General features: G+C 61.4%; 17 protein-coding genes. All 17 read right to left on the reverse strand.

All coding sequences use genetic code 11. The features are described 5' to 3' along the window. Positions 1–4 precede the first annotated feature (4 nt). Positions 5–538: a hypothetical protein gene (locus ACTJJX_RS21580; protein ID WP_023082519.1), complete on the reverse strand. Its 534-nt coding sequence runs from the start codon at positions 536–538 to the stop codon at positions 5–7. Beyond that, positions 535–873: a hypothetical protein gene (locus ACTJJX_RS21585; protein WP_023082520.1), complete on the reverse strand. Its 339-nt coding sequence runs from the start codon at positions 871–873 to the stop codon at positions 535–537. The genes ACTJJX_RS21580 and ACTJJX_RS21585 overlap by 4 nt, the downstream gene beginning before the upstream one ends. Continuing rightward, the gene (locus tag ACTJJX_RS21590; protein WP_023082521.1) at positions 870–1,454 is read right to left on the reverse strand and encodes a recombination protein NinG; all 585 of its coding nucleotides are present in this window, start codon (positions 1,452–1,454) and stop codon (positions 870–872) included. The genes ACTJJX_RS21585 and ACTJJX_RS21590 overlap by 4 nt, the downstream gene beginning before the upstream one ends. Continuing rightward, positions 1,451–1,684 carry a hypothetical protein gene (locus ACTJJX_RS21595; protein ID WP_023082522.1) on the reverse strand — a complete coding sequence of 78 codons (234 nt, stop codon included), beginning with the start codon at positions 1,682–1,684 and terminating at the stop codon, positions 1,451–1,453. Before ACTJJX_RS21595 ends, ACTJJX_RS21590 begins: the two co-directional genes overlap by 4 nt. Further along, the gene (locus ACTJJX_RS21600) at positions 1,681–1,839 is read right to left on the reverse strand and encodes a hypothetical protein (protein WP_023082523.1); all 159 of its coding nucleotides are present in this window, start codon (positions 1,837–1,839) and stop codon (positions 1,681–1,683) included. Before ACTJJX_RS21600 ends, ACTJJX_RS21595 begins: the two co-directional genes overlap by 4 nt. Continuing rightward, positions 1,836–2,192: a hypothetical protein gene (locus ACTJJX_RS21605; protein WP_023082524.1), complete on the reverse strand. Its 357-nt coding sequence runs from the start codon at positions 2,190–2,192 to the stop codon at positions 1,836–1,838. The genes ACTJJX_RS21600 and ACTJJX_RS21605 overlap by 4 nt, the downstream gene beginning before the upstream one ends. Further along, on the reverse strand, positions 2,189–2,398 hold the full coding sequence (locus ACTJJX_RS21610; RefSeq protein WP_023082525.1) for a hypothetical protein: 210 nt from the start codon (positions 2,396–2,398) through the stop codon (positions 2,189–2,191). Before ACTJJX_RS21610 ends, ACTJJX_RS21605 begins: the two co-directional genes overlap by 4 nt. Continuing rightward, positions 2,395–2,658, reverse strand: coding sequence for a hypothetical protein (locus ACTJJX_RS21615; RefSeq protein WP_023082526.1), 264 nt, complete (start codon positions 2,656–2,658; stop codon positions 2,395–2,397). Before ACTJJX_RS21615 ends, ACTJJX_RS21610 begins: the two co-directional genes overlap by 4 nt. Continuing rightward, the gene (locus ACTJJX_RS21620; protein WP_023082527.1) at positions 2,655–3,242 is read right to left on the reverse strand and encodes a DUF1367 family protein; all 588 of its coding nucleotides are present in this window, start codon (positions 3,240–3,242) and stop codon (positions 2,655–2,657) included. Before ACTJJX_RS21620 ends, ACTJJX_RS21615 begins: the two co-directional genes overlap by 4 nt. After that, on the reverse strand, positions 3,235–3,486 hold the full coding sequence (locus ACTJJX_RS21625; RefSeq protein WP_023082528.1) for a hypothetical protein: 252 nt from the start codon (positions 3,484–3,486) through the stop codon (positions 3,235–3,237). Before ACTJJX_RS21625 ends, ACTJJX_RS21620 begins: the two co-directional genes overlap by 8 nt. Beyond that, the gene (locus ACTJJX_RS21630) at positions 3,486–3,686 is read right to left on the reverse strand and encodes a TraR/DksA family transcriptional regulator (RefSeq protein ID WP_003158995.1); all 201 of its coding nucleotides are present in this window, start codon (positions 3,684–3,686) and stop codon (positions 3,486–3,488) included. The genes ACTJJX_RS21625 and ACTJJX_RS21630 overlap by 1 nt, the downstream gene beginning before the upstream one ends. Position 3,687: 1 nt before the next feature. Beyond that, positions 3,688–4,170 carry a hypothetical protein gene (locus tag ACTJJX_RS21635; protein WP_003158996.1) on the reverse strand — a complete coding sequence of 161 codons (483 nt, stop codon included), beginning with the start codon at positions 4,168–4,170 and terminating at the stop codon, positions 3,688–3,690. A 23-nt stretch (positions 4,171–4,193) separates the two neighbouring features. Beyond that, positions 4,194–4,316, reverse strand: a complete 123-nt coding sequence (locus ACTJJX_RS21640) for a hypothetical protein (RefSeq protein WP_003088414.1) — start codon at positions 4,314–4,316, stop codon at positions 4,194–4,196. Next, entirely contained in the window at positions 4,313–6,142 is a 1,830-nt protein-coding gene (locus tag ACTJJX_RS21645) for a bifunctional DNA primase/helicase (RefSeq protein WP_023082529.1), read from the reverse strand. The genes ACTJJX_RS21640 and ACTJJX_RS21645 overlap by 4 nt, the downstream gene beginning before the upstream one ends. Then, positions 6,139–6,432: a hypothetical protein gene (locus ACTJJX_RS21650; protein WP_198346310.1), complete on the reverse strand. Its 294-nt coding sequence runs from the start codon at positions 6,430–6,432 to the stop codon at positions 6,139–6,141. Before ACTJJX_RS21650 ends, ACTJJX_RS21645 begins: the two co-directional genes overlap by 4 nt. 138 nt (positions 6,433–6,570) lie before the next feature. After that, positions 6,571–7,326, reverse strand: a complete 756-nt coding sequence (gene istB / locus ACTJJX_RS21655) for an IS21-like element ISPpu7 family helper ATPase IstB (RefSeq protein WP_045107743.1) — start codon at positions 7,324–7,326, stop codon at positions 6,571–6,573. Positions 7,327–7,343: 17 nt separating this feature from the next. After that, positions 7,344–8,858: an IS21 family transposase gene (gene istA / locus ACTJJX_RS21660; protein ID WP_146537839.1), complete on the reverse strand. Its 1,515-nt coding sequence runs from the start codon at positions 8,856–8,858 to the stop codon at positions 7,344–7,346. Between the last annotated feature and the right edge of the window lie 204 nt (positions 8,859–9,062).

Genomic DNA, 9,062 nt, shown 5'->3' on the forward strand with positions numbered 1-9,062 from the left:
GATGTCAAGCCGCCATTCGCTCGAACATCCCCTGTTCCTCAAGCAGAGCTATAGAGGACGCGATAGCGTCGCTGAGGATTCCATCCAGAGCCTCATGGATGCCAGCCCTCCACCGACGCCGAGTACGTTCAGGAGTGCCATGGTTGTCGTCCCACCTGTTCATGTCGTAGAAGTCGGGCTTTAGGACGCCGGTGGATCTCTTCCCTGCTCCTACTTTCTGGCGCTCCGCCCAGGTCAACACGGCATAGAACTTGAAATGCTGGTGGGCGTGTGTGGCGACCACTCGACCCAGCCCTCGGATCGCCTTGCCGCGGTCGTTGATGTCCAAGGTGTAGCGCGCGATGAGCGCATCCCAGAACCTTGGCGTGAGATTCTGGCGGAGGTGCCGACGATACTCGCAGTCCAGCTTGAATCGCTCGTCCTTCGACATCACCCCATAACCGCCGCATCCCATGTCGGCATCGACCCACGCAGAGGATGCAGTATTCCCCTCGCTGCCCGCGAGCAGGATTCTGACCAGTACTGATGTCTTGTTCATTCCCCATCCCCTTGAGCGCTGAGCACGGCGTTTAAAACGTAAGATTGGTCTGTCTGTTCGCTGGTTGTTTTGCTCCGGGAGTTGACCTGCGAGCGAGCATCACATCCGGCACAGCACATGCCGAAACAGCCTCTCGGAGGCTCCAGATAATCGGGGTATTCATTGGCGCGCTCACCATCCTCAGCACCTGGCGTGCTGACCATGTTCGACAGCAGCAGCGGGTGATAACCGTCGGCGAACCAGTTTCCCAGCCAGGCGGCAGCAATACCGATCGCATAACCGATGAGACCGCTCCCTATGCTGAAGAGAACGATGGTCAGAGTTTCTTTGGTCATGCCGTTGCCCTCTTCAGTTCGCGCACCCAGGCCCTGAACTTGGCCTTAAGCGCTTTGATTTCGTCGATGGTCAGCTTCAGGGGATCATGAGGGCCTTCCAGCCACTCGACCTTCTCGGCGCCGATCTTGCGCACCAAGTTGATTCGGTAATTCACTATGTCGCCGGACTTGTGGTTGTTGCATGGGGCACATTGTTTGTGGACGTTCAGCGGCTCGAAACGCAGCTCGGGGCTGGCGGCAACCGTGCGGTAGTGCCCAGCGTGATACTGCCCATCGTGGTGGCGGCCACAACTGATGCACGGCTGATCCGCGTCGCGTAGACGGATGAACTCGTTGAAGACCTGCTGAGCCTCGCGCAGGTGATCCGACCGACTCTTCAACTTCTCCTTCCGAACCCTGACCTCCCTCCGCTTGCGGTCGTCGATGGCTTTCCGCGCCGGCTTGGCGTGCTTGTCCTTGATGGCCAGGGCGCAGGCCGGCGAGCAGACCTTTTGCGTGCTGCTGAAGCGAGGGGTGAACTCCTGGCCGCATGCAGGGTTCTGGCATTTCTTCGGTTTGGGCTGGCTGGCGGATAGGCTCATTGAGGCTCCCCCGAAACCAAGGCTTTCCAGCAGTCGGTGAAAGCTTTGCTGAAGTCGCCGTAGAGCCTGGACGATTCCTGCCGGCAGGCCCGAACCCCTTCGCCGACTGCCTCGCATACAGCCACCACAAGCGGCACCCAGCCGAAGGCGATCATGATCACTAGGACAATGAGCGCTCTTGGCCGAACAGGAACTCTCCGCATGGCGCGGAAGAACAAGCTGCGGCTCATAGCTCTTCTCCCGCGAAGTAGCCAAGCCATAGAGTGGCGGTCCCCATGAGCGAAACGATCCATCCGTTCACCGGAATGGAGGTTTGCGTGTAGGCAATCAATGCAGCGACCAGCAAGCTTCCGATGGCCAGTCGAGCAACTTTCGATCCGCTCATGCCTCTACCTCTTCGCGCAGTGCGTCAATGGCGTACTGCGGAACGCGATAGCCAAGCCCTTTCAGATACTCAAGCCGGTCTGCGCAGGCCTCTTGATCGGCATCATCGAAGCTGTCGCCGTCATGCGGGAGACCAATCTGCACACGGTCAGCCGCACCAACCATCGCCATCACCTTATGGTGACGCTCCAGGTATTCCTTCACGTATTCAGGCTCGAAAGGGACCGGGGCAGGAAGGTTCTCCTTGAAAACCACCCTATTGGCAGCCACTTGAGTCACAAAGCCACCGGCTACGCTTTCGTAGACGTAAACATCGCACTGGAAATCGTCGGAACTCCAACGGCAATAGCTCATGCGTCAACCTCCTTCGTCTCCCTATCCCAGTAAGAGGGAAGCCCGCGAGCAAGAACCTCGTCGGTAAGGATCCGATCATGGGCAATCAGAGCCACGGCCTTCGCAGCCATCTTCTTACGCATGATGAAGGCGGACCGATTCAACCTTCTCCAGTTCCACTCATGGCCATCCAAGACCCACAGAGCAACGCCGATACGAGGGTTCATGCGATCTCCTCCTTCGCCTTCTGCTGCTCGGGCTGGAAGTCGCCGCGGAGGGGCATGAGATACCGTTCAGGGATGTAGAGCCGATCACCTTCATGGAGCACCCACCAGGCTGCCCGATTCACCAGAAAGGTCTGGCCGTCTTCGACAAATAGATCACCCGGGGAAAGTCGAGATATCAACTCGACTACCACTCCAGCGCTGATGCAGTTTGGGATTTCTTGCAGATTTAGAGCGAGGTCGCCCGCCTTGAACTTGCTCATGCGAAAGTCCCCATCTGATCAGCCGCCGCCATGGCGTCAGCCTCGGTTTCGAAGTGAGAGGAAAGGACCAGCCGCCAGCAGGCCGCGAACACATCCCGGTAGAGGGGCTCAAAAGCCGAGTCGTCCATGCTGGCCCAACTGATCGATTTGGCTTCCTTACGAACCCCATCCGGGGTATGGATCAGGTGGAAGTGACCGGCCTCGATGGTTATCCACTCCCGGAAAGCCTCGCGGCTCTTCTCGACTGCGGGGAAGCGGTCGGCGCGATCAGCCTCAAGCTTGGCGATATACGCAGCGACGGCGTTCTGCAACTGGCCAGGGCGGCCATTCAGATCCTCGAAGTACTTGGCAAGCCCGCGGATACCACGCATCTCCTGGCGGGGCACCAGCCCGCCCTTCGGCTCCCAGTACTCCCACGCCAAATCCAGCATCGCAAAGAACTTCCCGTGGAATTTGGCGTTGCGCATCCGAGTGAATTTTCCATGGACGACCTGACCGGCCTTCCACTTCTGGACAGTTTCACGGTCAGCCTCCGTGGCCGGAACCAATCCCTGGGCGGTACGGATAAGGGCGAGTTCAGCCACGGCCTACCCTCCCCTGGAACCAAACTTTATTGGGTGTGATGCCAGGGATCATCTCTGCGCGACGGCGAAGAACTTCTGCCCGCTCATGAGGGATTCCAGTCCGATCAGAAACCCCGTTGCGATAGCCATGCATGTAGGCAGCCGTCGAGCGCTGGGCGCGCAGGCCGTCCTTGCCGGCCATGTAGCCCTGAACCATCTCCCAATCGGCACCAGAGTACATGTCTGGCTTGCGATAGTTCGGCATCACACAGCCCTCCGCTCAGCCAGTTCAGCGCAGTCCCGGCATTTACGAACACCGGGGACGATCGAGCGCCGCGCTACCGGGATTTCCTCGCCGCAGTCTTCACATTCGTACAGGCTCTCGCCGACGTACTTGACTCGGGAGTACAGGCGTTCAGCGAGTTCACGCTCGGCGTAGTCGTTGGCGATGTCTACGATATCCACGTCACTCGCCCTCCCCTTGCAGGCTCTTCAGTAGTGCCTTGAGCTGGCGATAGCTTTCCATCGACTTAGCGTTCGATTCGCGTTCCTGCTCGACTGCCAGAGCGACGTCCTCGATGCGATCAGACAGGCGCTTCATGTGCTCGGCCATGCCGGCGAGCTCATTTGCCAGTTCGCCCAGCATCTCCAGCGGGGAGGCAAAGCGCTTCTGCTCGGACTGGGTTTCGATCTTCTTCGCGGGCTCGCCCATCTTCGGCTCCTGAGGCTTGGTCTTTTTCTCGACTTGGATTCGTTGGTAGTGGTCAGTACCAGTGCGGCGGATCAGTCCGGAATCGACCAGATCGCGCAGACAGCCCTGGACAATCCGAACGTCCGGCGTGCTTCCGGTCATGTTGCGGAGCGCGGTGAGCACCTGGAACGAACGCCAGGGCTCAGAGATCGGTACGCACTCATAGACCTTCTTCGCGATGCCGGTCTGTCCCTGCATGAGGGACTCCTGTTTTGCGGGCGTCACTGCTCGATCCTCCCTTCAGGCCAAATGCTCTTCACGACAGCGAGCGGGTCGCAGTCCTCCATCAGAATCATCGTGAACGCCGGGCGGCCCGGCAGAACTACCTTCCAGCAGCGCTTCATGCGGCCTCCTGATCGGCTTGTTGTTGTGGGATTCCGGAGTACTCAATCCACTGGCGCGGCTTGTGGCCTTCGCGCTCCATGTACTGAGCGGACGCGGGGTCAAACCAGAGCGGGATGGTTTCCTCGACGCCCGTCAGGCGCTGCTTGGTGATGACCATCTTCACGTCGGAATGGGATGCGTAGTACGCGCGGTCCTCTTCGCTACCGTCTTTCATGGCGACTTCTTTCTTCTTGTTGCGCCAAACGGTGATCACGTTGTCGGCCAGGTCGGTAAGGATTGCGCCACCACGAACGTCAAGCTTCCCTGGAAGCTTTGTTTCGTCGTCAGCCTTTCGCGGGTGGGCGACCAAATGGACGTGGACGCCCATTTCGTGGGCAAAGCCAACGATGGCTTCCATGGCCTGTTTCTGGCCGTTGTAGTCATCCTCAGCCATGCCAAGCTTCGCCAAGCTGTCGACGACGAACTGTTTCACCCCGTACCGCCGTGCGGCATAGCGGAAGGTGTCGATCATCTCGGCGGTATTGGCAGAACCCATCTGGTTGTAGATCCACAGCCGACCTCCTAGAAACTCCAGGATCGCGTGGATGTATCCGCGAGACGGAAGGTTCAGTCCCGCCGCCTGGCGAACCATGCGTTGCAGGGTGCGCTTGGCCGGCATCTCCATTGAGGCGATACAGAACTTTTCGCCCTGGCGCATGCCGTGGAAGGCGAGGTAGTTCAGGAGCTGGGATTTCCCGTGACCACTCCAGCCGGTCCAGATAGTGACCTCGCTGTCGCGGAACCGAATGGTGTCGTGAGACTTCTCCCACGGGGTCGCCATCCCCATTACCACCGGGTTGCGCTCAAAGAACTCAGCACAAACGTCATCGGCGAAGGTTTCGGCTCCTACCAGCTTCTCCGGATCAAGGGTCTTGGCCTTGGCGTAGCAGTCGTCAATGTCGTCTCGTGTGTAGAACAGGGCGTCCAGGGCTTCGTTGAAGTCCTTGCAGCCCAGGTCCAGGATGCGACAGCGCTCACGCCCCAGACGCTTGATCAGTTCCTCGGTCGCCTGCTTCCCAGCCTCGTCGTTGTCCATGGCGAGGTAGATCACGTCGAACCGGGAGAGCCGCGAGTATTCGTGCTCGATCCACGCCTGCTTCTCGCCCTTGCCGCCCCCAAATGGCACCGACAACGCCGGACGACCGTACTGCCAGGCGGTCATGGCATCGATCTCGCCTTCGGTGATGGTCACCTCTCGGGCGCCTTCCGGAATCGCCTGCCAGCCGAAGAGGCACGGCTCCGAATCCTTCGAGGCAAAGATTTTCTTCTTGCCGTTCTCGCGGTCGATGCACAGCGTTTTCCAGTGGATCAGGGTGCCGTCGCGCAGAAACGGAAACACGATGTCGCGGCCCTTCTCGCCGATCTTGAACGCCGCGATAGTTTCCGGCTTGAGCCCACGGCCAGCGAGGTAAGCCATGACCGGAGACTCATCGCCAGGCGCCTTGCACTTCGGGCGATCAGGGCGGACGTAGGCCTTCCTCGACGGCGCTTCGAGCTTGGGCTCGGTGATCCCCAGGTAGGATTTCGCCTCGGTGAGTGCAGTGCCCATGTCACAACTGCGAACTGCACGCCACAGGTCCAGCAAGTCGCCGGTTTCACCGGTCGAGAAATCGCACCAGACACCAGCCTTATCGCCCTTGAGGTGAACCCCTAGGCTCTGGCCCTTCTCGCCGTTCACGCTGCCTACGCGCCACTCCGAGCCCTCACGCTTGCCACCGGGCAGCAGGTGGTGAGCAACGTCAATCACGCGATCTGCGAGGCGCTGGGCGATCTGCGAGGGAGTCATGCCAGCCCCCTGGAGCGCAGGTAGTCCCAGCGATACCCGGAGGCGCGGTCGTGGGTTTCATCGCTCAGGATGCGGCGCTTCTCAACCGGAAGGTCGATATCGGCGTCGTGCCAGAAGTAACCCGGCAGCAACTTGCCGTCCGGGCCGAGCCCTTTGCGGATCGGATGGACGTTCGCCGGCTGCATGGCTTCCTGCCAGTGCTCGTTCGGGCCGAAGAACGTCGCGGCCTGCTTGACGTACTCGGTGCCGATCTTGCCCTTGGCGATCATCTCGGCGGCATAGGCCTGCACGGCGGTATCCTGCGGATTCCACACCATCCGGCCACCCAGTCCACGCTCATCTGGCCAGGCATTCCACGGCCATCTGGCCACCTGTTCCACGGCCATCCGGCCGGGCAGTCGGAGCGCAGCGACGCAGGGGTGGCATTGTTAGTCTGAGGTGCCCGGCGTCGTCAATTTCTGCGTCCGTTTGCGCATTGATTCACCCTTCAGATTGATCCGATAAGCGTTGTGCACCAGGCGGTCGAGGATGGCGTCGGCCAGGGTCGGGTCGCCGATCAGCTCGTGCCAGTTGTCCACCGGCATCTGGCTGGTGACGATGGTCGAGCGCTGGCCGTAGCGGTCGTCCAGTAGCTCCAGCATGTCGCGCCGCTGTTCGGCGGTGAACGGGGCCAGGCCCCAGTCGTCGAGGATCAGCAGGTCGGTCTTGGCGTAGCTGCTCATCAGCTTGGCGAAGCGGCCGTCGCCATGGGCCAGACCCAGTTCTTCCAGCAAACGTGGCAGGCGCAGGTAGCGCACGCTGTAGCCCTCCCGGCAGGCCTGGTGGGCCAGGGCACAGGCCAGCCAGGTTTTACCGACACCGGTGGGGCCGCCGATGATCAGGTTGAGGCCGTCGCGCAGCCACTGGCCACTGCTCAGTTGCAGGATCAGCGCCTTATCCAGTCCGCGCGGGCTGCGGTAGTCGATGTCTTCGAGGCAGGCGTTGTGCTTGAGCCGGGCCTGGCGCAGGCGGCTGCTCAGGCGCTTGTCATCGCGTTCGGTCAGCTCGCGGTCGACCAGCAGGCCGAGGCGTTCTTCGAAGCTCAGGCTGTCGATGTCCGGGGTTTTCAGTTGTTCATTCAGCGCCTTGAGCATGCCGTGCAGGCGCAGGGTTTGCAGCTTGTCCAGGGTCGGATGGGGCAGCATGGTGGGATTCCTTGGGGTCAGTGGTAGTAGGCGGATCCGCGCAGGTTGGCGTGGTCGTCCGGCAGCAGCGGCAGGTTGGTTTGAGCTAGCGGCAGGTTTTCCAGCCCCTGGCGCAGGATCGATTCGAGGCTCTTGTAGCTGCACGTGCCGAGGCTGATGGCGCGACGGCAGGCCAACTCCAGACGCGCCTCACCGTGGGTTTTACCCAGGCGCAGGATGCCCAGGCAGGCCCGGTAGCCCTGCTGCGGATGGATGCGCCGTTCGAGGATGTGCCGGATCACGCCGGCGGTGTTCGGCCCGGTCTGCTCGGCCCAGCGGATCAGCCGTTGCGGCGTCCACTCGGCATGCTCGCGATGGCTCTTGGGCATGTGCTCGGCCTGCGTGCTGTGCCTGCCCTTGTGCATTGAGCGCAGGTGGCTGGCCACTCGCTGGTTGGCGTGGAAAAACTCGACGGTGCGCGCCGTCAGGCGCACCTCCAGCTGCTTCTTCACCAGTTGATACGGCACCGAGTAGTAATGCCCATCGACCTCGACGTGGTAGTCGATGTGCACCCGCGCCTTCTTCCACTCGGCGTAGACGTAGGGTTGCTCCGGCAGGGGGCGCAGCGCCGGACGATCCAGGCTGTCGAAGGCCGACTGCCGGGAGCCCGGCAGCTTCTTGAACGGGCGTTGGTTGAGCCGCTCCAGCAGCCCGGCGATGGCCGTGTTGAGTTCATCCAGGGAGAAGAACTGCCGATTCCTCAGTGCGGCGAGGATCCAACGCTCGACCACCTGCACGCCGACTTCGGCCTTGGCCTTGTCGCGCGGTTTGCGTGCCCGCGCCGGCACCACCGCCACGCCATAGTGCTCGGCCAGATCGCGGTAGCTGGGGTTGATGTCCGGCTCGTAGCGGTGACTCTTGCTCACCGCGCTGCGCAGGTTGTCCGGCACCACGATCTCCGGCACGCCGCCGAGGAAGGCGAAGCAGCGGGCATGGGAGCCTAGCCAGTCCGGCAGCTGCTGCGACCAGGTGGCTTCGGCGAAGGTGTAGCTGGACGCGCCGAGCACCGCGACGAACACCTGCGCCTGGCGGATCTCGCCGCTGTGGCGATCGATAACCGGCACCGTCTGGCCGGCATAGTCGACGAACAGCTTCTCGCCGACGCGGTGCTCCTGACGCATCACCACGTCCAACTTGCCCTGCCAGGCTCGGTAGTGCTCACAGAACCAGCTGTACTGAAAGCCCTGAGGCTGGCTCAGGCGGTACTCCTGCCAGAGCAGCGCCAGGGTCACCCCGGGGCGGCGCAGTTCGGCATGCACCCATGCCCAATCGGGTAAAGGCCGCTTCTCACTGGCAACCGCCGGGGCCGGCGGGAACAGTTGCTGCTCCAACTCGGCATCGGACAACGAACAGGGCCAACTGAGACCGCTGGCGGCAAAACGATTGAGGTAGTCGCCGACGGTGACACGACCGACCTGCACGCTGACCGCAATCTGGCGAGCCGATAGTCCGACCTCGAACTTGAGACGTAGTACTTCGCGAATCTTACGCATGGATAAACGCTCCACGACGACCTCTCTGCTTCGAAAAAGAGGTCGATGGTAGTGAAGAAATCCTGCGTTACTGCCTGCCCGGTTGAGTGGCCGGATGGCCGTGGAATCAGTGGCCGGATGCGCGTGGAATGGGTGGCCGGATCACCGTGGAATCGGTGGTCAGATGCTCATGGAATGGGTGGCCAGATGACCGTGGAATCCGCA

Origin of the sequence: Pseudomonas sp. 22490 (assembly GCF_052044465.1) — a bacterium.
Lineage (GTDB): Bacteria > Pseudomonadota > Gammaproteobacteria > Pseudomonadales > Pseudomonadaceae > Pseudomonas > Pseudomonas aeruginosa.

What these genes read in the sequence shown, in the direction of transcription:
- ACTJJX_RS21580 (WP_023082519.1), bottom strand. Translation starts at nt 538, where the DNA reads ATGAACAAGACATCAGTACTGGTCAGAATCCTGCTCGCGGGCAGCGAG.
- ACTJJX_RS21585 (WP_023082520.1), bottom strand. Translation starts at nt 873, where the DNA reads ATGACCAAAGAAACTCTGACCATCGTTCTCTTCAGCATAGGGAGCGGT.
- ACTJJX_RS21590 (WP_023082521.1), bottom strand. Translation starts at nt 1,454, where the DNA reads ATGAGCCTATCCGCCAGCCAGCCCAAACCGAAGAAATGCCAGAACCCT.
- ACTJJX_RS21595 (WP_023082522.1), bottom strand. Translation starts at nt 1,684, where the DNA reads ATGAGCCGCAGCTTGTTCTTCCGCGCCATGCGGAGAGTTCCTGTTCGG.
- ACTJJX_RS21600 (WP_023082523.1), bottom strand. Translation starts at nt 1,839, where the DNA reads ATGAGCGGATCGAAAGTTGCTCGACTGGCCATCGGAAGCTTGCTGGTC.
- ACTJJX_RS21605 (WP_023082524.1), bottom strand. Translation starts at nt 2,192, where the DNA reads ATGAGCTATTGCCGTTGGAGTTCCGACGATTTCCAGTGCGATGTTTAC.
- ACTJJX_RS21610 (WP_023082525.1), bottom strand. Translation starts at nt 2,398, where the DNA reads ATGAACCCTCGTATCGGCGTTGCTCTGTGGGTCTTGGATGGCCATGAG.
- ACTJJX_RS21615 (WP_023082526.1), bottom strand. Translation starts at nt 2,658, where the DNA reads ATGAGCAAGTTCAAGGCGGGCGACCTCGCTCTAAATCTGCAAGAAATC.
- ACTJJX_RS21625 (WP_023082528.1), bottom strand. Translation starts at nt 3,486, where the DNA reads ATGCCGAACTATCGCAAGCCAGACATGTACTCTGGTGCCGATTGGGAG.
- ACTJJX_RS21635 (WP_003158996.1), bottom strand. Translation starts at nt 4,170, where the DNA reads ATGCAGGGACAGACCGGCATCGCGAAGAAGGTCTATGAGTGCGTACCG.
- ACTJJX_RS21640 (WP_003088414.1), bottom strand. Translation starts at nt 4,316, where the DNA reads ATGAAGCGCTGCTGGAAGGTAGTTCTGCCGGGCCGCCCGGCGTTCACG.
- ACTJJX_RS21645 (WP_023082529.1), bottom strand. Translation starts at nt 6,142, where the DNA reads ATGACTCCCTCGCAGATCGCCCAGCGCCTCGCAGATCGCGTGATTGAC.
- istB (WP_045107743.1), bottom strand. Translation starts at nt 7,326, where the DNA reads ATGCTGCCCCATCCGACCCTGGACAAGCTGCAAACCCTGCGCCTGCAC.
- istA (WP_146537839.1), bottom strand. Translation starts at nt 8,858, where the DNA reads ATGCGTAAGATTCGCGAAGTACTACGTCTCAAGTTCGAGGTCGGACTA.